A 24,486-nucleotide genomic window follows, 5' to 3' on the forward strand; every position below is an offset into this window, starting at 1 on the left:
TGACGCCAGCACACAGACGTGGCCGGCATGGTAGTCTGTTTCATGATCTCGTCGCGTTAACTGTGGACTAGCCGTACGGCCGTTCGGGGGAATCCGACGACGACGCGATCTCCCACGTCGAAGACCTCGGTTTCATCGTTGATCTGTTTCTCGACGTGTACGTTGACTCCACCGATATCGATATTGTACTGCTTCAGCGACCCTTTGTAAACGGCCTCCACTACCGTCCCTTCCCAGGCGTTCGTGGCGTCGAGCGTCCGCGTCGAGCGTGCGAGCATCACACGTTCGGGACGGATGGTAAGCGCAACGTCATTCCCGTCAAAATCGATATCATTGCCATCGTCTGTCGTCTCGACGGTCAACTCTCCGGTCTCGACCAAAAACCGACCATTCTCGCGGCGCAGCTCTCCCTCAAAGAGGTTCGTCTCGCCGAGGAAAGAGGCGACGAACTTCGAGGTCGGCCGTTCGTAGAGTTCAGTCGTCTCGCCGACCTGCTCGATCTGTCCCTCGTTCATCACGGCAATACGATCGCTCATCGTCAGTGCTTCCTCCTGATCGTGCGTGACGTAGAGGAAGGTGATTCCGAGGTCCTCCTGGATCGCCTTCAGTTCGACCTGCATGTGCTGGCGAAGCCTCCGGTCGAGGCTCGCGAGCGGTTCGTCGAGCAGGAGTACATCCGGTTCGCGGACGATCGATCGGGCCATCGCGACGCGTTGTTTCTGCCCACCCGAGAGTTCGGTCGCGTTTCGGTCGTGAAAGCCCGGCAGTTCGACGAGTTCGAGCGCTTCCGTGATTCGGCCCTTGCGCTCGTCCTTCGGTACGCCGTCCATTCGCAGGCCGAACCCGATGTTCTCCTCGACGGTCATATGCGGAAAGAGCGCCCACTCCTGGAACACCATGCTCGTGTTTCGCTTGTTTGCGGGCTGTGCGGTCGCGCGCTCGCCGCTGATGAAGACGTCTCCCTCCGTGGGCGTTTCGAGTCCGCTGATCATCCGCAACGTCGTCGATTTTCCACAACCAGAGGGGCCGAGTAACGTCAGGAATTCTCCGGAGGCGACCTCTAAGTCCACCCCGTCGACCGCAACGATGTCGTCGTATTCCTTTCTCAGACCCTGCAGTTCGACGGTCCCCGTGACTGCTTGACCCTCCTCGACATCGCTCATCCCTGCCGAGATCTCCGTAGACCTCATCTCAGACCCCCGCGCGAGCCTTGGCCTCGGTCCACAGGTCGGTCCACGTGTTAGTGATCGGCGAGAACTCGTACGGGACCGTCTTATCGAGGATCGTATCTGCGGCGTCAAATCCTGCATCATTGAACATCAACGCGTTCTGCTGTTCTTTGTTGAATAGGTCGAACGATTCGGTGTTGACCGGTGGACTCTTGGCCGAGGGCTTCCACGCGATGTTAAACTGCCCCTTTGGAGTAACGACCTTCTTCATAAACTCGATGACAAGATCGCGGTTCTGTGGGTTTTTCACCATACACACCCCCTCCGTCCACTGCATTCCACCGGTTTCGGGGATCACGACATTGATCCACTCGTTCCCTTCGGCGCGCAACTGTGACATCGTGAAGTTCCCAACGGGAGACATTGTAATGTCTCCCTGGAGGAACGCCTGCCGAATGGCACTAGTTCCCGTATACACCGCCTTCATGTTGGAGAACATCGCGACGAGTTTCTGCTTGATGTCCGCTAACTGCTCATCGGTCTGTTCGAACGGCGGGTAGCCGAGCGTGAGCGCGATTTTCGGGATATTCCAGGTCGGCCAGTCCATGATCCCGATCTTGTTCTCGTATTGGCCATCAGGGCCCCCCGTCCAGAGAACCTCGTACGAAGAAACGTGCTCCTTCGGGACCTTCCGTGAATTGATTGTCATTGTGTCCCATCCCCACCGTGTGGGAAGAGCGTACATGTCATCCTCCCACTCGAAGGATTTAAAGGGCCACTGGAACTGTTCGAGAAACCCCTCCATTGCCGGAAAATCCTTCGGGGTTAACGGTTCGATCGTGCCCGCCTGCGCGTGGCGCTGCGCCCACGTGTTGTTGAGCGTCAGAACGTCGAACTGGTCGACACCGCCGCTTTTGAGGACATTAAACGCTTCGGGGTCGCTCGAGATCAGTTTGATGTTGACCGTCGCATCGTGTTCCCTCTCGAACTCACGGACGATCGCCTCCTCGCCGTATCCTTCCCACGTTAGAACATTGACGACTCGCTCTCCTCCCTGACTACCCCCATCACTGTTATTGCCGCTGTTGGTGCTTCCGCCAGTGTTTCCGCTGAGATCTCGCTGCGCACACCCAGTGAAAGCTGACGCACCGACAGCGCCGGTAGTGATCAGAAACCGGCGCCGCGAGGAACGGTTCATAGGGTCAGAGTTCGTGCTGTGTTTCCGCATGTCACTGACTTGGACACGGATAGCCGGCAATATATAGTTAATGGTAGCTGCCGGACGTAATCTGATATAACTGCTAACTTCTGGACTCAGGTCGTATTAGATAGAATGAGGCGGAGGTCGTTCGGACCTAGGGGCGTGGCGATACATTCCGTGTGTCTCGACGTCGCCCTTCTACCCTCGGTCAGTTAGCGCAGAGTTCTATCATCGGCCCCGATCTCCGCGACGACGTATCTCCGGAAGTAACCAGAGATCCGCTCGATCCCGCTTCAAACGATACGGAGTCCCTCTAATTCGACTCCGATACACGTTCCGCAAATTTCCGTTCGAGAAGAGTCACCAAGAGGTTCGCCGCGAGTCGCTGTGTCCCCTCGGTTGGATCGTACGTCGGAGCGACCTCCATGACGTCGAAGGCGCCGACGGCATCGCTCGCACCGATCACTTCGACGGCGGTCAGCGCCTCCCGTGCCGACAATCCCCCAGGAACCGGCGTGCCCGTTCCCGGGGCGACGCTCGGATCCACCCCGTCGATGTCGAACGTCACGTATACTACATCCGCCTCTGCCGCGGCAGCTGCGATGGCATCTTCGATAACGCTCGCTATACCCGATTGCTCAATGTCGCGCATCGTATAGAGGTTTAGTCCGACTTCTTCCGCGAATTCGAAGAAGGAGGGCGCCTCGTAACCGCGAATCGCGACCTGGCTCACGTGCTCGTAGTCCGAATATTTCGAGTTAGCGATGAGGCTGGTGCTCGAGCCGTGAAAGTGCTCGCCGAACACGGCACTCTCCTCTACGGTATCCGTGTGCGCATCGATCTGCACCAGGCCGACCGTCGTTGCGGCCGTCCCCTCGGCGAACCCGCAGAACGACGGATAGGTACAGTAGTGGTCCCCACCGAGTAGGACCGGGAACGCGCGCTCCGATAGCGTCGCCACGTGCGCCTCGATACTTTCCGCCGTTCGCTCCCGGTCCATCGGGAAGACCGGGACATCTCCACAGTCGGCAATCGAAAGGGCACCGAAGTCCACCTGCTTTTCCGTCTGCATGTTCGTCAGACCACCCTTGTACCCGTACAGGTACGCCCACCAGCCGCTGGCTTCCCGAATCGCCGACGGTCCATAACGAGCCCCCGGCCGATTACTCACCGCACCGTCATACGGGATACCCATGACTCCCACGTCTTCTGTCTCTACCTCGTCCACTCGCCGATACGGAGCCTTTAAAAACGTGCTGACGCCCGCATAGGCGAGCTCGACGTTGGATCCGGGATTCGCCTCGCGGAACCTCGTCGCCCGAGTAGATGGATTGTCGTCCATCACGCGCCTCCCCCTACTACCGCGGTCCGGAACGTAGTGACCGCTGTTGCCGATTGCTCCCGAACAATGGCGGTAGGCGAGTCGATCGGAACGAGTGACCTCTCTTCATGAGTCATGGACCCCCTACCATAGGACTTCTAATAAAACTATTCAAAATGGATACAAAGTCGTGTTTTAGATATTTTATTAGCTGTGGTCCTGTTTTCGACCGAGATTAAGAATACAATTCAATTCCTTCGGAATTGTGTACGAGCCCGAGAAGAACGTTCAACGAGTGCGCGGAGAGAGCAGATCTAGTGGTCTGTGTCGAAGCACCCAAAGCGTGAAGGCGTTCATCACGGTGACACGTCCTCGACCCGTCGCTTTCCGCGATCAGTGAGACGATAGCATCCGCGACCGACAGGCAGGATCTCGTCGTGGCGGTAGAGGCGCGCACACGTCCGCTCGACCGTGACCGGGTGACCGCCGACGTGCGCAGCTATCTCCACGACGTGGAGCGGTTCGTGCTCAGCGAGCGTTTCCAGGATCCTTCGTCCATTACATGAAGGAATTCGAACCTCTCGAACGCTGACGACCGTCCGTTTGCGTGAGGGCGAAGCGATCGGGCGTACCGCTTCGATGGTCCTCGGCCGAGGCCGATTCCTATTGGCCCCGCGCGGCGCTTAGGAGAGGACGATATCGACAACCGACCCGGTACCGGTCTCTTCGGCGGTAGTGTACACCTGTTTCGCGGTGGCGATGTCCTGGATCGCCAGTCCCGTGGAATCGAATACGGTCGTGGAATTTCGGAGCGATTCCGGACTCCCACTGACGACTTCCCCCATCGTTGCGGCGACGTCTCCCCGAGTGAAGGTCCCCGACTGGACGGACGTGTTGATCTCTCCGCTGTGTGAACACTGCTCCCAGTCGTCGACGACAACTGCGGCTTGGGCGAGGAGCGCTGGATCTAGCTCCTGCTTCCCGGCGGCGTCGGCCCCCATCGCATTGATGTGTGTCCCCTCCCGAACCCAGTCCGCTTCGAGGATGGGTTCGCGGGACGGTGTCGTCGTCGAGATCACGTCACATTCGCAGAGTTCCTGTGGCGTCCCCCTGACGATGTCACAGTCGCGATCAGATTCGGCCTCGATGAACGCCTCTAGTGCGCTATCATCGAGGTCGGAGACGACGACCCTCTCTAAGTCGAGTACGCTTGCGACGGCGGCTAGCTGTGTTCGTGCCTGAATCCCTGTCCCGAGGAGACCCAACGAATCCGCACCCCGTCGGGCGAGGTAACGGGTCGCAACGCCGGCGGCAGCGCCCGTTCTGTAGCGGGTGAGTTCCGTCCCATCGATCACCGCCAACGGGTACGCCGTCTCAGGGTCGCTGTAGATGACGAGACCCATGACGGTCGGTAATCTGAACCTCTCGGGGTTGTCGGGATGAACGTTCACCCACTTGACGCCGGCGCTGTCGCCGACCTGGGCCGGCATCGATCGGAAATCCCCGTCGATGTCGGGAAGTTCGACGTACGACTTCGGCGGCATCGTGGTCTCTCCACGATGATGCTTGCAAAAGGCGGTCTCGACCCCGTTGATGACCTCCAACATGTCGATATGCTTTCGCACATCGGCCGCGCTGATGATCCTCGTTCCGTCCGGGACTCGATCGTCCATCATAGCACGTCCTATATTCTACTATGTATTAAGCTCTGCTACGATCATCTAGTATTAGATTGGACTAAATCCTATACAATGGCAGCCCCCTGAAACCTCGTCGGTGCGTCGTCCACGGGTGATCAACGCTGTATGGAGAACGAGTGCCGATGTCCGATCGCGGTAGTACGGCTCCGGGGTCGAGGACGCACAGACGTGATGGCGTCGCCGTCAGGGTGAGGAAACGGGACGCCGGTCGCAACCTCCGAAATCTCGTCCGTTCCGCCAAAACGCACATACGTGCCCGCGAGTGGCGGGATCGCTCCTCGGAACGGTCACCGGTACCTCCGGTTACATCCTTCGTCGCTCTCCCGCCGTGGTCGTGGGACTACCACTGCGCTCACAGCGTCTCGAGATACTGTTCACGTTCCCAGTCGGTGACCGTATCACGGAACATCGCGAGTTCGTGGCGCTTAGTGGCGGTATACGCTCGAACCATCTCCCTGCCCAGTGCGGTAACGAGTACATCGTCGTTCTCGAGCGACTGAAGCGCGAGCTCAGGGGCGTGTGGGAGGCGTGGGCTCGCTCTCTCGGACGTCACGTCGACCGGCGCGGTCGGCTCTAGGTCTCGTTCGAGGCCGTCGATACCGGCCGCGAGCGTGGCTGCGATGAGGAGATAGGGGTTAGCATCGGCGCTAGCGATGCGGTTCTCGATCCGGGGCGTTCCCTGCGGAATCCGCAGAGCGGCCATACGATTATCGTAGCCCCAGGAGGCTGAATAGGGTGCGAACGAGCCGGCTTCGTGCCGTTTGAACCCGTTCAGCGTCGGTGTGCCGATCGCGACCAGCGCATCTACGTGTTCGAGCAGTCCGCCCACGAAATGACGGCCTCGCTCGGAGAGACCGTCCGTCGTCTCGCTGCCGAAGACGTTCTCGCCGTTTTCGACGGCCCCGATGTGGAGATGATAGCCGCTCCCCGCTCGGCTACCGAACGGCTTCGCCATGAAGGTCGCGTGCTGACCGCTCTCGTGAGCGGCGCGTTTTACCAACCGCTTGAAGTCGAAGGTCGTATCGGCCTGTCCGAGTGGGTCGCCGTAGTCGAACAGCACCTCGAGCTGACCGGCACCGTGTTCGTGCTGCAGCGAGTGGAGTTCGATCCCGTAGTCGGGAGCCCACTCCGATACGCGGTCGTAGAACGGTGAGACCGACTCCGTTGCCCAGGTGACACACTCGTGTTTGTGCGTAGTCGCCGGGGCGTAACCGTCGTCGGTCGGGTCGAGCAGGTAGAACTCGAGTTCGCTGCCGACGGTGAACTCGAGCGAGAGGGGGACGATCAGTTCGTCGAGTACGCGACGGAGAACCCGCCGAGGATCGGCTTCGAGCGGTTCGTCCTCTCTCTCGAACGAGCACAGGACCCGTGCAGTCTCTGGTCGCCAGGGGAGCCGTGTGAAGGTCTCCGGCTCCGGATAGACCGTCGCATCACCGTAGTCGATCTCCGCGCCCAGTCCGGTCCCCTTGGGCACCTCGCTGCGCGGTGTCTGGGCCAGCAACAGCGCGTTCATCGTGAACCCCTCCCGCCAGGACTCGAGGAAGTGATCGGCGCTGAGCTGTTTCGAGCGAGAGATCCCGTTTACGTCGACGAACTCGACGAACACGTGCTCGATCTCCTCCTCCCGCAAACACGTCTCCATCTCATCGGCAGCGGCAGTGGTAGCCATAACGGCGGATGGTCGAGTCGATGTCGGAGGGGTATTTATAATTTTCCCCGTATTAGAATAAGATTCTATTTTCTGTGGCAGGAGATGGACAGTGATCCAGCGAGATTTCTATCGATGTACATGGTTCAGTAGACCACCTTTCGGCGCGTCCATCGCCCGTCACCTATTGCTGATCCATACGGCGATCACGCGAGAGGATGGCCAACTGAGATATATACACCGTTCCGTGCACCACCTGGGCTCGACCACGCTCCCGGGGTTAACTCGTCGCGCCCCGCCCAGTCACTGAATGTAGTCCAATGACGTAACGATTTATTGGGACCAGCGTCAATAGGGTGCGTAATGATACTGGTCATGGACAACGAAGTCCGACCCGGCTATCGGTACCTCGCGCCCGAGATCGCGCGCTTTTTGCCGACTGCGGAGTACCGCGTCTACGTCGACGAGCCGTTCGATCCCGACCTCGACGCTTATGAAGGGATCGTGATAAGCGGAAGTACAGCCAGCGTCTACGACGAGGAACACGCCGATTGGGTGGAAACACAGGCCGACTTACTCCACCGATGTATCGACGAACGGGTGCCCGTCCTGGGTATCTGCTTCGGCCATCAGTTGATCAATCGAGCGCTCGGAGGCCGAGTCGACGGTGACCGTCGCCGGGCGACGTTTGTCGAGATGAGCGACTCGCGGCAAGACGAGATCCTCGAGGGGGTGAACCCAGTCGTCCCCGTGCTGCACGCCGACGTTGTGACCGAGTGCGGTAAGAACATGATCGCGACCGCTCGGACCGACTACAACGACTACTTCTGCACCCGACACGAGAACGCACCCGTCTGGACGGTTCAATTCCACCCAGAGTTCACGGAACGGGTTGCGGGACAGCCGAGTGACTGGAATGGCGGTAACTACTCGTTCGATCAGTGCAACGCGACACGTGTATTGCGGAACTTCGGCGAAGCTTGTAGCGGTGTATGATGTTGTGCCTCCCCTACCCGGATATTCGCAGTCAGTGGGCGAGTTCGAGTCGGTCCTCGCCGAATCTCGGAAACTGATCCCTCGGATCTGAGTACGTCGAGGAGGCGAGCACCGCTCCGACTGCTCTCCTCTGCGGGAATAGCGTCCACTGCAGCAGAACTCGGCCACCATCTCTGTTGGATCTGGTTACGCGTTTCAGCAGATAATTGAACGGAATCCGAATAAAGCTTATATACTTGGAGACAGACTATCTCCACATGTCACGACAGGAGCCGACGACGCGGACTAAAGTGACGAGCATTCCCCACTGGTACGACCCGAAGAACGACATTATGACCGTCGCCGATGGGGAGAACGTTCGCGTGCGGGACGATGAGGGGAGAGAGTACCTCGACTTCTGCTCACAACTCTACTGTGCGAACCTCGGTCACGACAACGAGGCGGTGATCAGGGCGATGGACGAGCAGGCCCGGCGGATCCCGTACGTCTCCTCCGCGAAACAGTCGCCCGTTCGCGAGGAACTCGCCGGCCGGTTAGCCGAGATCACCCCCGGCAGACTCTCTCACACCTTCTTTTCCGTCTCGGGGAGCGAGGCCAACGAAATTGCGGTCCAACTCGCGCGGGAGTACCAGGACGCCCCGAAAGTGCTCACCCGCTGGCGGTCCTACCACGGCGGAACCTACGGCGCCGGGAGCCTTACGGGAGATCCGGATACGCGTGCGACGATCGAGCGTCACGCGGCGACGTCCGGGGTCAGCAAGTTCCTTCCACCCCTACCGAACGCGTTCGGCACTGACGACCCGGCGGAACTCGCCCGATTAGCGGGGGAGCACCTCGAGTTCGTCATCCGCAACGAGGGGCCGGAGTCGATCGCCGCGATCCTCACCGAACCGGTAGCCGGGACGAGCGGCGCGTTCCCCGCTCCGCCGGGGTACTTCGAACACCTCCGGGATCTCTGTAACGAGTACGACGTTCTCCTCATCTCCGATGAGGTCATCACCGGCTTCGGTCGCTGCGGCGATTGGTTCGGGATTGGCACCGAGGGCGTCGAGCCGGATATGCTGACGTTCGCAAAGGGTATCACGGGCGCGTACTCGCCGCTGGCCGGTGTGGTCATCGGCCCCGAGTTGGCGGAGTTCGTCGGTCGGGAGGGCTTTGATCTCGGCCAGACCTTCGCCGGTCACCCGGTCGCCTGTGCCGCCGGAGTCGCCGCCATCGACGAGTACGCGGACGGGGTCGTTGAGAACGTTCGGGATCTCGAACCTGTCCTTCGGGACGGCCTCCGAACCATCGGGAACGAACACGACGTCGTGAACGCCGTCCACGGCCGGGGATTCCTCTGGGGCGTCGAGTTCGCCGACCCCGACACCGGCGAGCGGTTCCACGACCCCCGCGTCGACGAGGGTAACAATCCGGTCGGCGACGTGATCGCGGTCGCTCGCGAACGAGGCGTGATCTTCGGTAGCGGCCGCCCGGCGTTCCAGATCATCCTCTCGCCCCCTCTGATCGCGGATCGGGATGACCTCGAACGGGCGCTGACGGTCCTGGACGAGGCGATCTCAGTGACCTTCGAGAACTGAGACCGAGACGGATAACGCGTTGGTTGGATTGTCGATCAGGGCCGATTCGTGAAAGAACACTGTCAATACCGTCTTCTCAAGTAGTGGATATGGATCGGTCCTAACCGCAGTTTGCGTGTCAGTCGCAGGTTAACGGACTGTGGCTTCGCTCACGGGTTCAGCGAACGCCACCGTCTCCTTGACGTCCGTAATCTCGACGTCGACCTGATCGCCCGGCTGGGTGCCGGGCACGATGAGGATGAACCCGCGCTTGACCTTCGCGATGCCGTCTCCTTGGTCGCCGAGCGTGTCGATCGTGACCGAGCGAATCTCTCCCTCCTCAACCGGCGGGGTCTGCTGATATCGTTCCGACGGCTGTGACGGCGAAGCAGCCGACGCACGCGACTGTGACGAGGCGGTCTCGGTCACATCCCGTTCTGTGGCGGTTGAGGGTTCTGCCTGGGAAGCGGTGGCCGCGGCTGGAAGGAGTGCAACGCGATACGACTCGTCGACGGATAGCGAGCTGTTCTCAACGAGTTCGGGCGGGATCGAGATGACGTAGCGATCGTCGTGCGCTTCGAGCGTGGTTTCGAACAGCAGCCGCAGTGAATCCGGAATTTCAATCATTATCGGACTGATGTACTGCAACGCCAAAACGGGCTAGAATCTCGACCGAGTACTCCACTAGACACGGAGTGGCCACTGTAACGATGCCGACCCCACATTAAGAGAATCGACGCCACGGTTCCGTTGGAACCCGCTAGGACGTCCCCTGACGCTGCTGCTCGTACCATACCCTGAATGAACAACTCGTAACGAGTGTTTGGAAACATCACGACTGCGTCGACACCACTTCTGGAAGTTCTGGAAGCGACCCCTCCACCATTATACCAGTCGGCGTGCAAGCGGTCGAGTAGATGATCGTCGATGCGCGTGTCCTCCGCGACGAATTCGTCCCGCGCGAGGTCGTCCATCGCGACGCCGAAACTAACCGCCTCTCAGCAGCCCTCTCGCCACTGCTGGATGGCGAACCGGCAGAGACGGCGCTGCTGACTGGTCCGTCCGGCGTGGGCAAGACCTGCATCGCGCAATATACGGTCTCGCGGCTCCGCGAGCGCGTGCTCGACATCGAGACGCAGTACGTCAACTGCTGGCAGAACTACTCGCGCTTCCGCGCGCTCTATCGCATCCTCGACGGCCTCGGCCAGACGATCGACATTCACCGCCAGTCGACGCCGCGTGACGAACTGCTCGAACGCCTCGAACGGTACGACGGACCGCCCTGCGTGGTGATCCTCGACGAGGTCGACCAGCTCGAGGACATGCGCATCCTCTACGACCTCTATCACCTCCCGCGGTTTTCGATGATCCTCATCGCCAACCGGGAGGAGGAGCTGTTCGCCCGCCTCGACGATCGCATCCAGAGTCGGTTGCATACCGCCGAGCGAGTCCATTTCGACCGGTACTCGGTCGACGAACTCGTCGCCATCCTCGAAGACCGTGCTGAGTCAGGGTTGACGACGGGCGCGGTCGCCCGTGAACAACTGGCGATCATCGCGGATGCGGCCGCCGGCGATGCCCGCGTCGCGATCGGCATCCTTCGGAATGCAGCCCGGCAGGCCCAGCGCGCCGAGAGCCGCGCGATCACCTACGAAATGCTCCACGAGGCGATCCCCGAGGGGCGCGCCGAGGTCCGCCGCAAGAGTATCGAGACGCTCACCCCACACCAGCGGGCGCTCTACGACATCCTGGCCGAGGAGGGTGAACTCGAACCGGCCGATCTGTACGCCGCCTACCAGGCGCGCGTCGACGAGCCGAAGACTGATCGCACTGTCCGGAACTACCTCCAGAAACTCGCCCAGTACAACCTCATCACGATCACCGGCACGAGTCGGGATCGGACCTACGTCGTCGAGCGCCGCGAGTAGGTGGAAACGGCTCTGTTGAACCCCTCAAGCGGTGATCGGCTCGAACAGGCATGTAGCATATAGCGCGCGTATCTTGCACCTTCATCAGGAACGAAGTCGACGGTAACTACTCGCTAGGGGTACTGGACTGCCAAGAATATATCCTCAAACGTCTCGTACGGAGGTACATGAGACGAGATGCGACATTCAGATCGGAAGGGGCAGAGATGAGTGGCTGGTTCTATTCGCCCGATTCATCGCCGCCGTGGCCACTGGTCGTGATGGCCCATGGATTCTCCGCTACCAAACAGATGGTAACGGATAGGTATGCGGAAGTCTTCGACGAAGCGGGGATGGCTGTGTTGCTGTTCGATCATCGGGGCTTCGGCGAGAGTGGGGGTGAGCCGCGCCAGCAGATCAACCCTTGGGTCCAAGCCCGGGGGTATCGCGACGCAATCTCGTTTGCGACCACACTCGACGAAGTCGATCCGACTCGGATTGCGTTGTGGGGAGATAGTTTCAGTAGTGGTGCTGCGCTGGTCGTGGCCGCTCTCGACGACCGGATCGCGGCGCTGGTCGTCCAGGTCCCCGCGCTCGGAGAGGAGCTGCCCCCGGACGATCTCGATGAGTCCCATTGTGAATCGATGAAACAGAAGGTTCGGTCCGGATCTGTCGAACCGGCTGAGGACGAGATCATCGGTCCGATGCCCGTCGTGTGGGACGATCAGGATCGTCGTCCGTCAGCGCTCAAACCCGTGACGGCATTTCGATGGTTCATCGCGTACGGGAATCGTCCGGGCACTAACTGGACGAACGAAGTCACGCTCGTACGTCCAAAGAGACCAGTCCAGTGGTATCCCGGGCTGTGCGCTACGGACGTGTCTTGTCCGGCCATGTTCGTAGTGTCTCCCGAGGATGAGATGCCTCGCTCTACGCCTATTGTAGCACGCGACGCCTACGAGAGACTTGCCGGGCCAAAAAAATGGGTCGAGATTCCTGGTGGCCATTTCGGGCTGCTGTATTACCCGAGCGAGACGTTCGACCAGGCGTCGTCCGCTCAATCGCAATTCCTCACCGAGAATCTTCTCTCACAGGGTGAGTGAAAGCCGATCACTGGTAAAGCTGTCTTCCCCCAACCCAGCCGGCATTCCGGCTGGGCAATTTATTTTCTATATCGTGTGCTGATAGAATCAGCAGAGACGAAGCGTTTTGCTACCGATGATGAACCTGCCGTAGGGCATCGGCTGTCGCTGTCCCCGAGATCCGGAAGTATTTCTGAGCAGTAGCGAGATCGCTCCGGCCCATTAACGCTTGGAGAGGAACTGGAGCTACACCCTTGTACGCATGATAGCTCGCGGCTGTTGCTCGCAGACCGCGGGGATAGATTCGACCAGAGAGATCTGCGTCGGCGGTTGCCTCCTGTATTCGTCTATTGATCGTTGACCTCGATCGAGGAAAGTGGTCGTACCGATTGGCAAAGCGTTCGATACACAGTTCGATCCAAAGTGAGAGGTCAAACGGAATCGACCGCGCTGAGGTAACCGTCTTCGGATGCCAGCGTAATCCAGTCGCGTCCTCAGTTAGCTGAGTATTGTGTTCGACTTCTTGGCGGGCCTGTCGTCGACAATACCCGCGCTCACAGGGTTCATGCTGAGGAAACCGAATGAGTTTGCGATTCCAGTGTGAGTTCCTCGCTACGAGTGGCGCCACCGAGGGCTTCGTTACGTTCGAGCACACAGACGTCGCGTCCCTCGTCTGCGAGGTATAGCGCAGCAACGAGACCGTTGTGCCCCCCGCCGACGATGATGTCGTCGTACGTTTCAGACATTTTCCAGTTACTTTGCGTGGCGTGTATAAACCGGTGGTGCCCGCTTCGGCGACGACGACGCACTCTCACATTCAGACTAGACCCGTCCGATATCGTCTTCCAGGTCCCGAGCAGCGAACGAAGACCCTAGCGATTCGTACCTGGCGCTCTTCGGGCCTGGTCAGCTCGGGGTCGCCCTCGATCATATCCGTCCGCTTGACGACGACCTTGACCACGAGCGAGAGATCATCAACCGTCGGGACTGCCTCCAGATCCTCACTCGATTCCGGTGATTTCGTTCAGAGCGTCCACTGGAGACCGTCGGTTCCTCCCCACAGAACTCTACGCGTACCGGGCATCACCGGACTGGCCAGCCCAAGTGGACGCTGTCCATACGGTCATCCAGAGGAAGGGGCGGAGAAGGCATACGGATTCAGTGCTGCGTGGTTCGCAGGGTCGACTGTTCTGACCTTGCTGTTGTCCGGGGACAAGAGTGCGCCGTTTCTCACGGACGTAACGGACGTGCTCAACGACGCACTTCCGAACAGTCGTCCTGCTATCTTTGCTGGATACAGTCACGCCACGATGTATACCGCGCCGGAACGCTTCATCGACGAAGTACTCGCGTTTCTCCATGAATCGAGCTAACGGCTCGACGACCATTCACTCCGAGTCCCGACATCTGTTCGCTAAGCGCTCTATACGTAGCGATCGATGGTCAGGGCCTGTTAGCGGCGGACTTCAACGGAGCCATGTGTATCTCATACGCGAGGCCACAGGTCATCTCCTCGAATCGTCTTACAGAGATTCGAGGAGAAGGCCCACGACTAAAGTCGTGGGCTGAATCCGACACCTACGTGGTGCATAGCATCAACTACCATATTGGTGTCCCGTTTCGGAACGGGAGGGATACCGAGTCCGAGGTAAGGATATGCACCCGTCCTGCGGTGGACGGGGTAGATGAAGCCCGCTATCTCGGTCGGGGGCCGGACTGGCACAGCCCTGAACGCAGGTCGCTCTCGGATGCGGATAGAGTGGACCTGCGAACCTCCCGACGTGGGGCGGCCCCCGTCTGTGGCGGGGCAACCCCACGACTTCAGTCGTGGGAGGATGTCAGCCGTCGTCTCGCTGCTGTTGTAACGTGGCTCTCGCACGTGCGACATAGGTGTTCGCTGACCAGCTCCGGGCGTCGCTCATTTCGTCCAAGAATGCCTCGGCAGCGTCCGGGGAGAGCACGTCGTTTCGGACGAGCGCCGTGAGGCCAATCGGTGTCGTCACGAGGCGTGTGTCCGCCAGCGATGCGTGAATTAGCGCTAATCGATTGAACTCGTCACAGAGTAACTGGACGGCATCGACTTCATTGGCCAGTGTGACCGCCGCGTTCTCGCCATCGTCGAGCGGAAACGTTTCGTCCAGTTCGACACTACGGACCTCGAACGTAGCCAGACGGTCAAGGACGGCCTGTGCCGCTTCTCCCGACGCATCGGCGTAGGAGGCAGTCTCAGCGAGTTCGTCAACGACCTGCTCGGGAAGGATGACGTCGTGTGAGTCAAGTAGGAGGTCGAGTGGGTTCGGTGTGGTATCTGCAACGGTTCCGAGACTAACGAGGGCGGACGTATCGGAGACGATGCGTACCATCTATGGATCGGCCAGCTCCTCCGCCACTTCGTCGACGAACGTCTCGCTCAGCTGTTGTTTCAGGAGGCGAAAGTTCGCCGCCTCCTCGTGACCGACGAGGGCTTTCAACTCCTCGAAGGTAATGTCGTCGTCGTAGTAGGCCTCCGCAATCTCCTGTTTCACCTCGTCGGAGTGTGCCGCGTCCCGCAGGTACTCATGGAGGGCAGAGATGAGAATATCCGTGCGGTCCGTCTCGAACACCGCTGCGAGGGTGTCGGCCCGATCGACCAATCCTCGGGGCGCTCGGAACTGCACGCGCTTTTTCTCCGATTTGGAACTCATGTGTGTACATTGTGAGCGCAGCAGTAAAACACTTCCCTTGCACGGCTCACCGAGAGAGGGGTCAACCGTAGCGTGAAGGAGAACACGGTCGAGCAGTCTGATGGGTGGTCAGAGAATGCTCGACCGCATGGTCGAGAAGGCTTGCCAGCAGGACGTATGTTCGCGTGAGGACACGCCGCTCCGTCGGCGTGTCCTCACGGCGTTTCTGTATCATGCTGGCCTGTCCTGCCGGAAGATCGAACCATTCGTCGATCGCTCACATGAGGCAATCAGACAGTGGTTTCACCGGTTGAAGCACCTGTTCGAGTCCGACTGCCGGCAGCGAGACGAGATCGCCATCGACGAGACGACCGTCGAAATCGACGGCGAGGAGGTCTACGTCTGGGCGGCAGTCGACCGTGCCACGCTGGAAGTACTGGCTGTAGACGTCTCGCCCGGTCGGTCAAGCCTTGATGCGTTGCTGTTTCTCAGAGAGGTTCTCAAGCGGTGCCGCGGTCGTCCGCTGGTGCGGGCCGATCGCGGCCCCCGGTACGATTGGCCGCTCGACCTCCTCGAGTGCGACGACGAAGAACATCGGCTTTCGATATCTCCGCCGGCGACAAAACGCAGACAATGGAGGTGCACCTGTGGACGTGCGCTCGAATTACGGGATGCTGAAGGTGAGTGGGGGAGTACGTTCCCCCTGTTACCGCTGACAGTGTTCGCAAGACCACAGGTCTTGCGCAACCCATCAGCTCCGGAGGATCTGGGGATGGCATAGAACGAGAGTCCACGCGAAAGGCCACCTCAACGGGTGAGACCGACAGACCGAGTGACGTAGGGGAGTAGTTTACTCGGCGGCTTCCCAACTCTCGTCGCGGTGCTTGTCGGCGACTACCTCGTCCTGAAACTCGTCGATAATCTCCATGAACTCGTTCATCTCCTGTTCCGGTACGCCCACCTGGTAGAGGGTGGTCTTGATCTCGGTACGCACGACGTCGAACTCGCGTTCGGTAACTTCGAGCTCCTCGTGGGCCTCCTCCATGCCGCGGCCTGGATAGACCTCAGGTCCGCCGGAATGTTCGATCGACCAGGCCGTCACAAGGTACTTGAAGCCGGGTTTTCCGTAGTTCTCGTGAAACTCCTTCACCGCAGGATTCTGATTAGCTGTCTCGTTCTCGTACAGACGATCGACTAGATCGTCCACCGCCGCGGCGATGCCGTAGACACCACCGAGGCGCTCAAACAGTGACTCCGTCTCACTCTGACCCATGACGACACTAGTTCGACCCCGTTTTATAATAATAGTACGTGATCTTATCGAGTTCAGTGAACCGACATGAGCATCGCGGCATCACGCGAAGTGTGTTTGTTTCGCCGAGTTCGGGGACGATTCGTCTGTCTTTCTGGTTTCTAAGAGATTTCGACTGTCTCGTGTTCGCTCATCAACAGACCATCGTCGTTTCGCAGTCAACCTGTGCAGGCGGCTGGAAACGCACTCGCTTGTTCCCGAGTCCGATTTCGACTGCAGGGTCCCTCTCGAACTCCTCGCGACTGAACTCATCGGTGGTACTCGTCTCTACCATATTCAGTATGATACGGAAACCGAGAAAGACATCTTCGGCGAGGCTACCGCTGTCTCATCGCAATTACCGGTCTCTCGTATTTATTCACTCTACTGCCAACCCCCCAGCGAGCACACGAACATAGCGGTCGAAGAGGACCATCTGACCTGGTTTTACGGACGAGAGACGATGGCGTCAGTTCGCCTTCGTCAATGGTACCTACCACGACCTCGTTCAATGCGGACCTCTCCACGAAAAAGAACAGTAGATCTAATCGGAACGACGATACCTTGCGAGTCTAGGGTTGAGATCAAAAACGGCGCTGTAGCCCCGTTTTGAAGGACAGATGGTAGCGCCTGCGATTTAAATAAACCGAGGACGAGCGGGGACTTCCCCCACGTTGTCAGCCGTTCTGCGTGCCGTTTTCCGGCTTCGCGCCCATCTCCTCCGGGCAGCTCTCGATGAACTGGCCGGCGATGGCGAGGATCTCCTCGGCGGCCTTCGCGTCGTCGAACGCGCCCGGGAAGGGGACGTCGCCGTTGAGGAAGTTGAGGAACGACGCGTGGCGCGCCTCGACGGTCGCGATGGTCGCGCTGGCCGTCGTGAGATCCGGACTCTCGATCAGCGCGAGCGCCCCGTCGTACGCCGCGACGCCGGTGTTCTCGAGCGCCTGGGCGACCGTCAGGTACTCGCCGACGCTCTCGACGCCGAAGTTGTAGGTACATGCGGGCACCGGCTCGCCGCCGAGCGTCTGGATCACCTTCGTCAGGACCTCGACGTGCGTCGATTCGTGCTCGCCGACCTTCTCGATGAAGTCGTATGACGCGCGCTTCTCCCAGGCGTTGAAGTTCTGCAGCGCCTCGGAGTTGACGAACTCCTCCTTGCTGACGTCGTTCAGGAACTCCCGGTAGAACACGTCCTCCAGGTGCTCCAGCGTGAGGGCGTAGTTGAGCACGTCCACGTCCGTTCCCATCTCGTGAACGTCCCCCATCCCCATCTGCTTCCCGGCCGTCTTGTTGCCGCCGGCGGTCGCGTTGCCTTCGTTGTCATCGCTGCTCGCTCCCGTGAGCGGACTAAGTCCGAGCGCCCCAGCGCCTGCTACTGCCGTGCCGGCGAGGAAGGTCCGGCGTGATGGCCCTCGATCTTGGACTTCGTCGATCACTCGTTTGATGTCTATACGCCCATGCTCGCTCTCTACGTCGGTGTCGTTCTCGTTCATGTCGAGTCCACCCCACCGCACCGTGCAGTGGTACAGGCTAACCAAGGGATGAACACCCTGATGAGTATTTTTCGAGATTACACCGAATTCCGGCCTAAGTAGCTCGAAACGTCGCGACGGTGCCGTCTGACTGTCGTCCCGATCTCGATGCGGGTACGCGGGGCCGAACAGTCCCGCCGGCAATCCTCCGGAGGGAGACCGTACCGCTGTCTCCACTGAACGTATAAAAAACAATACCCAGAATCATGACATTCAATAAACACTTTTGTCGCGTCACGTTGGCGATTGAATGTATCATGTCGAACGACATTACCGACGGAAGCGATGGAAGCACAGATCGGCGAGGGTTCCTCTCGACGGCGGCGAAGATCGGCGGCGGGGCGACGCTGCTCTCGCTCGGCGGGACCGGCCTGGCCGCCGCGACAGACGGCGACGGCGACGCGAACGGCGGGCCGAGCGACGTGGAGATCCTGAACTTCGCGCTGACGCTCGAGAAACTCGAGTTCACGTTCTACCGCGACGGCCTCCAGACGTTCACCGAGGAGGACTTCGAGGGGCCGGGGAGTCCGGGGGACATGGTGTTCAACAGCCCGCGGCCCCGGTACGGGACCTACCAGCGCTTCGAGAGGATCCGTGACCACGAGAAGGCGCACGTCGACGCCATCACGGCGACGATCGAGGACCTCGGCGGTACGCCGGTCAGCGGGCTGAAATTCCGCTTCCCCTACGAGACCCTCGACGAGTTCATCGGGCTCGCGGCGACCTTCGAGAACCTCGGGGTGGCGGCGTACGCCGGTGCCGCCCCCCTGATCGACGACGAAGACATCCTCTCGGCGGCGCTCAGCATCCACAGCGTCGAGGCGCGCCACGCCGGCTACCTCAACCTCCACGAGTTCCGCCTGCCCTATCCGAACGCCTTCGATCCGGCGAAGACGATGGACGAGGTCCTCGCCGCCGCCGGCCAGTTCATCGTCAGCGACGAGTAACGGCAGGGACGTCACCGGCCGCGTTCCGAGGGCGCTCTGCTCTGCGCCCTCGTGTTCTAACAGTTGCGAGCGTGCGGGCGGTACGGGCCGGAGACTCTGGACGAATTTCGGTCTGAGTTCGACCGCAGTTCTGAAAACAATCATATGCTTGCAGATCGACGGCTCTTTCGTGCGATAACTCGCACAGATCGGCCCATGACGGACGAGCACTCCGAATCCCCACGATGTGGATGCACGCCGATAGTGGATGGCACGAAGGGGCATATCCACTCACAGCAAGCATCCTCCGCAGGCACGGCCATCGTTCTCGGAGGAAGTGGCGCACTCTCGTCCGCGATCGGGACAACAGATCCCAGGGAGGGCCCTCCGACCGCAGTGGTCTTGGCCGATGACCAGTGGATACCCGTTGGCGAAGTGACGACGATCGTAGCGCGGTCTACGGTCTCCGGTTGACAGCACTGGCCTTCCCTTCCCCCACCTGTAACAATGATTTATACGGCCCGTCGATCAATGCGGATGCCTACCAAGGATCGCTCTGGTCGGCCCGCGGTTTCGTCGCCCACCCGAACAGCCCAGTGGGTGTCGATGGACTTACGTGGCTATGCTTGGTGAGCACCCTCAATGGAGGCCGTCCTCTGGTACGTGCTCACTGGGACACGCGGTGGTGAGAACCGCGCACGCATCCTCCGGACGCTCGACGAGCAGCCACGAAACGCGAACCAGCTCGCCGAGGGACTTGACCTCCACTACGAGACGGTCCGCCACCACCTCGACGTCCTCGTCGACAACGGGATCGTCAAGAACAGTGGTGACGACTACGGAGCGATTTATCTCCCAACCGGCGAGGCACAACGTAATTGGGACCTCGTCGAAGAGATCATCGAGAAGATTGAATGACATCGAACAGATTGACTAGCACCGACGATCGCACCGCTCGTAAGGGGGGAGTGAGATGACGCTGTGGGTTGACATTGCACGGGTCGCCATCGTTGCAAACATCCTGCTCATGCTTGCACTAGGGTACGTGTGGGGCCACAATTACCGTCGGTTCCGGTCGAAGCAGACCCTCGGGCTCGTCTTCTTCACGGGCTTCTTACTCCTCGAGAACCTTCTGGCGCTTTATTTCTACATGTTCGAACCGACGCTGCGGGTCTGGGTAACCTCCATCCCGCCGATCGCGCAAGGAGCCATGACGGTGCTCCGCCTCTGTGAGTTCGGTGGCCTCTTCTTCCTCACCTGGGTCACCTGGGATTGATTCCTAACACGTCACCAGCTCCACGCTCAAAAAACACGTAGATGACGAGCGATAGAGCCTTTCTATCGGTTAAGCCGGATATGATCCTCTAACCGATCGGCCCGATACAGTCTTTGCGCATGCTGGAACGGTTCGCTCAGATCTAGGGCCCGCACCGGGAACCATGACTAGACATACCCAAGCACTGCGACCGATTGACGGCAAGCGGTTATCACTCCCTTCTTACTTTCCAAAATCGAGTAGCAAAAACGCGAACCCTAGGAGGTCATCGGACACGTTCCCAAAACGTCAAGCAGGTGTTGTAGCTCGGCCTCGGCGTAGTCCTCATGCCCCCAGAAGCGGAAGGTACCCCCTCCCCTCCGTATCGAAGGCGTGTCCGGCATCGCCCCATACCGGTCCTGTGTCCACTCAGTTGCCGCCTATGGCGAGCCCCTCGAGCGCCGTAGCGATCTGTTCGAGCCGATCGGACTGACTCTCGATACCGTGTCGCCGGGCGAGGTACATGGGATCGTTGTAGGTCACCTTGGCCTGGTCGCCGTCCTCCTAAACGAACACCTTCTAGGGGAGGTCGATGGCGACCGTCCGGGACGCCTCCATCAGCGGCGTTCCGATCTCGGGATTGCCGAAGATCAGCACGGCGGCGGCGGTAGCGTTCGATCGACCCAGGCCGCGTTCTTCGCGTGATCGACCGTCGTGACGAAGGTCAAGGGGCTTCCCTCGATGTCCCCCTTGATGCGCTCAACGGTCGCATCGACGCTCTCGCCGCCAGCGACCGTCACGAATCCGGCGTTCATCTGTTCTGTCTCCGTCGCGGCCGTCGTCTCGGAACTATCGTTCATCGATGTATTCGGTGATCGTTCGGTGGCGGATGACGTTTCGGTCGGTGGGGTGCCCTCGGCGTCGCTTTCCTGACTCGTACACCCGGCGAGTCTGGCGGCCGTCGTGACACCTAGTAGCCGTAACAGCGTTCGCCTGCCCATAGATCATTTCTCTACATGGGGTAGTGGAAAATGTCCCTTGTACCGACACTAGCGAACGTATTCGAGGGCGACATTTCGTCGCGTTGCTCGGCGTGAAACGGAGCGCAACCTGTGCGCTGGTCATCGCCGTCCCAAAACGGACCCTAATGAACACGGGTACCAGTGCCTCTGCCAAGTGTGCACACAGGTCGCACTACTGGCAAAGTGCTTTACAAATTCGTCATCCACCCTCACCCATGGGATCCGAAGTAGAGGTAGACTCCCAAGTCAGTACCGAACAGGAAACGGACGTCCAGTGGAAGGCGGGGATCGGTGCGGGCCTCGTTGCCGGCGTCGTCATGGGGATCATGCTCACCGTCATGATGGGACCGGTCATCGCAGCCGCCATCCCGGCGCTCTGGGGCCTGAATGGTCTCGCCGCGGGATGGGGGGTCCACCTCGTGAACAGCGCGATCTTCGGGCTGGTCTTCGCGGCCATCGTCGCCTCCCCGCCCGTGCGTCAGTACACCGGTTCGCTCGGACGGACGACGGCCGTCGGGGTCGCCTACGGCGTCGTGATCTGGATCGTCGCGGCGGGCATCGTGATGCCGATCTGGCTCCAGGCGGTCGGGTTCCCGATGGCACCGCCGCTACCGAATTTCAATCCGATGAGCCTCGTCGGACACGTCGTCTACGGCGCTGTGCTGGGCGGGGTCTACTCGTACGCCACGAGGTAAGTAAACGACCACTCCACCTCGACGGGGCTTGCCCTGCTGTCATCGTCGGTGCGCCTGCGTCCGCCGGCCCCGGCTGTTGCGTTCGGGAACAAGGAGGGAGTTCCGGGGATGAGTCTCTCTCCGGTGACGGTGAGAGAGGGAGGGTACTACACGGTCTTATCGTGTAAGAGGTCTCTGAGAGGGGAGAACGAGGGGGTAGTTGTGATATGTGTCCACTATTGCCCCCTCACCTCTTGTATGGCCGTGGATGAGTATTGGTCAGTTCACGGGGAGAGTTGCCGTCAGGAAACGCCGCCGCTGAAGGGGTCGTGATGTGTATTCGGTTCCTAGCTACTGGGAACCGGCGTCGTGACCGCGCCCAGCGTGCGCCAACAATGAAGCGAGCCAGCATGGTGAACACTCCAATCGTTAAGGGTTAGAGGACGCCATGACTGAGCGTCTTTCCAAAGGCCGACAGCTGATGTATCGGTGTTGACGGTGACGGAGCGATTGGGATGGGTTCTCGGTGGAGAGGGTATAGTCACCGATCAGCCTCATCGTCCCCGGCAGGAACTGACAGCATCAATCGCTTTAGGGGAGCTGCCTGACCAGTACGACTACTCAGTGATACCCGTGAGCTTTAGTGAGTTATTGAATGACGCCCCGAGACGCAGCGCCGGCCGAGTCTCCCGACTCGTCGATCACCGAACGCCACGCTTCGCCCCGAGCGGAGCGGAAGCGGCCGTCGGGGCTCATCCGAGCCGATGAATGAAGAGTCTGCAGCTGACAGGTGGGAGGCGTTGCTCGCCGATCGACGGCGGCGGTATCTCCTCTACTGTCTCTATCGCTTTACACCACCGTTGCAACTCGCCGATATCGCCCACCAACTCACAATCTGGGAGATCGGCGAGCCTGCGGACGATCACCTCGACGAACGACTCCAGATCTACATGGCGCTCTACCACGATCATCTGCCGGCGTTGGTCGACGCCCGTCTCGTCGACTATCACCAGGACAAGGATACGGTCGAGTTCGGGAGCATGGCAGAACAACGCGAAGGAACACTAAAACGGGTTGTGCGCTCTGATATCGCCGAGATACAGCAGGCAGAACGCCGCATCGTCGACTGCGAGCGTAACAGATGAGTCGAAAAGAGCTAGTGAAGCGGGGCAGCGTATCGTCTCCGCCAGAGAGAGAGAGACAGAATGATGCAACCGGGGAACATCAAAAGAAATGTGATTGATCCGTAGACAATTATTTCACTACAGAGAGGAGAACACTCAAGACCGTCTCCCCAGAACCGCATCGCATGGCGCTGAACGACGTCCGTGTCCTCCTGGATGTGTTCTCGCTTGTGGCGGTGTCACTCAGCGGATTGATAGTCACAGAGTGGAAGAGAGGGTGGTCCCGTCATACAGGCCGTGGAGAGAAGACAGGAAGCACTGCAGGGTACTGGTGTCCGCGCTGTGGGACGCAGAGCGCAGGATTCTACAACTGCGGAGATGGCCCCTCGGTATGCGGCCTGTGGCCATCCATACGGCGACTCCTGAGCCCGGAGTATTGGAGGGGGTGTGTCCGGAATTCGGGCATAGGTGGTTTGCCTCGCCGGACAAGACAGGAGCGGTCGCTCACCGGTCGCCACGTGACGAGCTTTTAGCACGGATGTGGCTCACTGACGGTCTAGGTTCTATAGAGGGATACTGATGTACTGTTATTTACGCAAGAGCGTCGTAGAGACGGACCACCAATGTTCGTGTTCCTCGCGGACAGCACCACGCCGCCTGAGCTGGCGGAGCCCGCCCGCTATGAGCGACTGCTAGAGTTACCACCGAGTGCAAAACTCGTCTACCTCGTTCTTGCCAACGAAGGCCCACTCACCCAACAGCAACTCTGCGAGCGAACGAGACTCGCTCCTCGAACCGCTCGGTATGCGTTGACCGATCTTCGGTCTGCAGATCTCGTCGATCACTCCGTGTATGTCCCGGACGCGCGCAAAAAACTCTACCAGGCAGTTCCGGTGACCAAGCCCCCCAAGTGAGCCGCTCAGTCGTTTACCCCCCGGCTCTCGGTCAGCCGGTGAGAAGTGTCTCTGTCGAGGGTGACGATGGATGCGTCGCTACGCGTAGTATCCTCACACCGCTTCGGGAGCACGCTTCGGTAGAGACCGGCTCGCCATACACCTCGTACACTTGTTCACGCGCGAGCCGGTCAGTAAGACGTTCGAGCATGTGCGTGTTAACAGTTGCCCTGCTGTCGGTCCTACGGCGGATGGCCGCCGAAATCAGTATCCCCATCGGCTAGGCAGCACTGGCAGTGGACGGTTGAGACAGCCAGCTCGGGCCGCAGAGCCACTGACCCAGTAGGAGCTCACATGGAGGCAGTGTGGTGTCTTCCTCTCGGCGTCGGTGAGCGGTGAGCGCACACATTCGATGATGAATTGTCTCGACGGAGACGCCCCAGGATACGCCCCGCACGCGGCTCCGCCCAAGTGTGGGTCCGTGGGAGACGTGGACGAGAAGCTGCGAGAAGTGTCGGTGTGA

25 protein-coding genes are annotated in these 24,486 nt (G+C 59.9%); 11 read left to right on the plus strand and 14 right to left on the minus strand.

Annotation, left to right across the window (positions count from 1 at the left end; translation table 11 throughout):
- Positions 1-56: 56 nt before the first annotated feature.
- The 5 genes from P1K31_RS19390 to P1K31_RS19410 form a co-directional block, all read right to left on the minus strand.
- Complete coding sequence (locus P1K31_RS19390; protein ID WP_276306007.1) at positions 57-1,310, minus strand: ABC transporter ATP-binding protein; 1,254 nt, start codon at positions 1,308-1,310, stop codon at positions 57-59.
- Positions 1,192-2,397 carry an ABC transporter substrate-binding protein gene (locus P1K31_RS19395; protein ID WP_276306008.1) on the minus strand — a complete coding sequence of 402 codons (1,206 nt, stop codon included), beginning with the start codon at positions 2,395-2,397 and terminating at the stop codon, positions 1,192-1,194. Before P1K31_RS19395 ends, P1K31_RS19390 begins: the two co-directional genes overlap by 119 nt.
- A 286-nt stretch (positions 2,398-2,683) precedes the next feature.
- The gene (locus tag P1K31_RS19400; protein WP_276306009.1) at positions 2,684-3,712 is read right to left on the minus strand and encodes an agmatinase family protein; all 1,029 of its coding nucleotides are present in this window, start codon (positions 3,710-3,712) and stop codon (positions 2,684-2,686) included.
- A gap of 662 nt (positions 3,713-4,374) precedes the next feature.
- The gene (locus P1K31_RS19405) at positions 4,375-5,364 is read right to left on the minus strand and encodes an ornithine cyclodeaminase family protein (protein ID WP_276306010.1); all 990 of its coding nucleotides are present in this window, start codon (positions 5,362-5,364) and stop codon (positions 4,375-4,377) included.
- A gap of 379 nt (positions 5,365-5,743) precedes the next feature.
- Positions 5,744-7,033 carry a glutamine synthetase family protein gene (locus P1K31_RS19410; RefSeq protein ID WP_276306011.1) on the minus strand — a complete coding sequence of 430 codons (1,290 nt, stop codon included), beginning with the start codon at positions 7,031-7,033 and terminating at the stop codon, positions 5,744-5,746.
- A gap of 369 nt (positions 7,034-7,402) precedes the next feature.
- Between P1K31_RS19410 and P1K31_RS19415 the strand changes: the two genes are divergently transcribed.
- Together P1K31_RS19415 and P1K31_RS19420 are read left to right on the plus strand one after the other, a co-directional pair.
- Positions 7,403-8,035 carry a type 1 glutamine amidotransferase gene (locus P1K31_RS19415; protein ID WP_276306012.1) on the plus strand — a complete coding sequence of 211 codons (633 nt, stop codon included), beginning with the start codon at positions 7,403-7,405 and terminating at the stop codon, positions 8,033-8,035.
- A gap of 257 nt (positions 8,036-8,292) precedes the next feature.
- A complete protein-coding gene (locus tag P1K31_RS19420; protein WP_276306741.1) occupies positions 8,293-9,615 on the plus strand; it encodes an aminotransferase family protein in 1,323 nt (440 codons plus the stop codon).
- 129 nt (positions 9,616-9,744) lie between these two features.
- Here the strand turns inward: P1K31_RS19420 and P1K31_RS19425 are convergent, their stop codons facing one another.
- Positions 9,745-10,221: a TRAM domain-containing protein gene (locus tag P1K31_RS19425; RefSeq protein ID WP_276306013.1), complete on the minus strand. Its 477-nt coding sequence runs from the start codon at positions 10,219-10,221 to the stop codon at positions 9,745-9,747.
- Between the two features lie 290 nt (positions 10,222-10,511).
- Between P1K31_RS19425 and P1K31_RS19430 the strand changes: the two genes are divergently transcribed.
- Positions 10,512-11,522 (plus strand): Cdc6/Cdc18 family protein, encoded by a 1,011-nt coding sequence (locus P1K31_RS19430; RefSeq protein WP_276306014.1) that lies wholly within the window; start codon positions 10,512-10,514, stop codon positions 11,520-11,522.
- A gap of 167 nt (positions 11,523-11,689) precedes the next feature.
- Positions 11,690-12,604, plus strand: a complete 915-nt coding sequence (locus P1K31_RS19435; protein ID WP_379794461.1) for an alpha/beta hydrolase — start codon at positions 11,690-11,692, stop codon at positions 12,602-12,604.
- A 542-nt stretch (positions 12,605-13,146) separates the two neighbouring features.
- On the opposite strand, the gene P1K31_RS19440 is transcribed toward P1K31_RS19435, so the two are convergent.
- The 3 genes from P1K31_RS19440 to P1K31_RS19450 all read right to left on the minus strand — a co-directional run bounded on the left by P1K31_RS19440 (position 13,147) and on the right by P1K31_RS19450 (position 15,267).
- A complete protein-coding gene (locus P1K31_RS19440) occupies positions 13,147-13,398 on the minus strand; it encodes an FAD-dependent oxidoreductase (RefSeq protein WP_379801563.1) in 252 nt (83 codons plus the stop codon).
- A gap of 1,023 nt (positions 13,399-14,421) precedes the next feature.
- Positions 14,422-14,946 carry a PIN domain-containing protein gene (locus tag P1K31_RS19445; RefSeq protein WP_276306016.1) on the minus strand — a complete coding sequence of 175 codons (525 nt, stop codon included), beginning with the start codon at positions 14,944-14,946 and terminating at the stop codon, positions 14,422-14,424.
- Positions 14,947-15,267 carry a hypothetical protein gene (locus P1K31_RS19450; protein WP_276306017.1) on the minus strand — a complete coding sequence of 107 codons (321 nt, stop codon included), beginning with the start codon at positions 15,265-15,267 and terminating at the stop codon, positions 14,947-14,949.
- Positions 15,268-15,382: 115 nt separating this feature from the next.
- On the opposite strand from P1K31_RS19450, the gene P1K31_RS22170 reads away from it, so the two are divergent.
- The gene (locus P1K31_RS22170; RefSeq protein WP_379794456.1) at positions 15,383-16,027 is read left to right on the plus strand and encodes a DDE-type integrase/transposase/recombinase; all 645 of its coding nucleotides are present in this window, start codon (positions 15,383-15,385) and stop codon (positions 16,025-16,027) included.
- Between the two features lie 69 nt (positions 16,028-16,096).
- On the opposite strand, the gene P1K31_RS19465 is transcribed toward P1K31_RS22170, so the two are convergent.
- From P1K31_RS19465 to P1K31_RS19475, 3 genes are all read right to left on the minus strand, one after another.
- Positions 16,097-16,519 carry a group I truncated hemoglobin gene (locus P1K31_RS19465; RefSeq protein ID WP_276306018.1) on the minus strand — a complete coding sequence of 141 codons (423 nt, stop codon included), beginning with the start codon at positions 16,517-16,519 and terminating at the stop codon, positions 16,097-16,099.
- Between the two features lie 172 nt (positions 16,520-16,691).
- Complete coding sequence (locus P1K31_RS19470; protein WP_276306019.1) at positions 16,692-16,832, minus strand: hypothetical protein; 141 nt, start codon at positions 16,830-16,832, stop codon at positions 16,692-16,694.
- Between the two features lie 382 nt (positions 16,833-17,214).
- Positions 17,215-18,030 (minus strand): ferritin-like domain-containing protein, encoded by an 816-nt coding sequence (locus P1K31_RS19475; protein WP_276306020.1) that lies wholly within the window; start codon positions 18,028-18,030, stop codon positions 17,215-17,217.
- A gap of 296 nt (positions 18,031-18,326) precedes the next feature.
- Here P1K31_RS19475 and P1K31_RS19480 point away from each other — a divergent pair, with 296 nt between their 5' ends.
- The 3 genes from P1K31_RS19480 to P1K31_RS19490 all read left to right on the plus strand — a co-directional run bounded on the left by P1K31_RS19480 (position 18,327) and on the right by P1K31_RS19490 (position 20,271).
- Positions 18,327-19,016, plus strand: coding sequence for a ferritin-like domain-containing protein (locus P1K31_RS19480; RefSeq protein ID WP_276304586.1), 690 nt, complete (start codon positions 18,327-18,329; stop codon positions 19,014-19,016).
- A 621-nt stretch (positions 19,017-19,637) separates the two neighbouring features.
- The gene (locus P1K31_RS19485) at positions 19,638-19,913 is read left to right on the plus strand and encodes an ArsR/SmtB family transcription factor (protein WP_276306021.1); all 276 of its coding nucleotides are present in this window, start codon (positions 19,638-19,640) and stop codon (positions 19,911-19,913) included.
- Between the two features lie 55 nt (positions 19,914-19,968).
- Complete coding sequence (locus tag P1K31_RS19490) at positions 19,969-20,271, plus strand: DUF8036 family membrane protein (protein WP_276306022.1); 303 nt, start codon at positions 19,969-19,971, stop codon at positions 20,269-20,271.
- 558 nt (positions 20,272-20,829) lie between these two features.
- On the opposite strand, the gene P1K31_RS21975 is transcribed toward P1K31_RS19490, so the two are convergent.
- A complete protein-coding gene (locus P1K31_RS21975; RefSeq protein ID WP_368410928.1) occupies positions 20,830-20,907 on the minus strand; it encodes a DUF302 domain-containing protein in 78 nt (25 codons plus the stop codon).
- Positions 20,901-21,110 (minus strand): DUF302 domain-containing protein, encoded by a 210-nt coding sequence (locus P1K31_RS19495; RefSeq protein ID WP_276306023.1) that lies wholly within the window; start codon positions 21,108-21,110, stop codon positions 20,901-20,903. The genes P1K31_RS21975 and P1K31_RS19495 overlap by 7 nt, the downstream gene beginning before the upstream one ends.
- A 377-nt stretch (positions 21,111-21,487) precedes the next feature.
- On the opposite strand from P1K31_RS19495, the gene P1K31_RS19500 reads away from it, so the two are divergent.
- The 3 genes from P1K31_RS19500 to P1K31_RS19510 all read left to right on the plus strand — a co-directional run bounded on the left by P1K31_RS19500 (position 21,488) and on the right by P1K31_RS19510 (position 23,984).
- The gene (locus P1K31_RS19500) at positions 21,488-21,967 is read left to right on the plus strand and encodes a histidine kinase (RefSeq protein ID WP_276306024.1); all 480 of its coding nucleotides are present in this window, start codon (positions 21,488-21,490) and stop codon (positions 21,965-21,967) included.
- 743 nt (positions 21,968-22,710) lie between these two features.
- Positions 22,711-23,091, plus strand: coding sequence for a DUF7344 domain-containing protein (locus P1K31_RS19505; protein ID WP_276306025.1), 381 nt, complete (start codon positions 22,711-22,713; stop codon positions 23,089-23,091).
- Between the two features lie 602 nt (positions 23,092-23,693).
- Complete coding sequence (locus tag P1K31_RS19510) at positions 23,694-23,984, plus strand: MarR family transcriptional regulator (RefSeq protein ID WP_276306026.1); 291 nt, start codon at positions 23,694-23,696, stop codon at positions 23,982-23,984.
- Positions 23,985-24,486 lie beyond the last annotated feature (502 nt).

The sequence above is a fragment of the Halomarina halobia genome, assembly GCF_029338575.1.
GTDB classification, from domain to species: Archaea; Halobacteriota; Halobacteria; order Halobacteriales; family Haloarculaceae; genus Halomarina; species Halomarina halobia.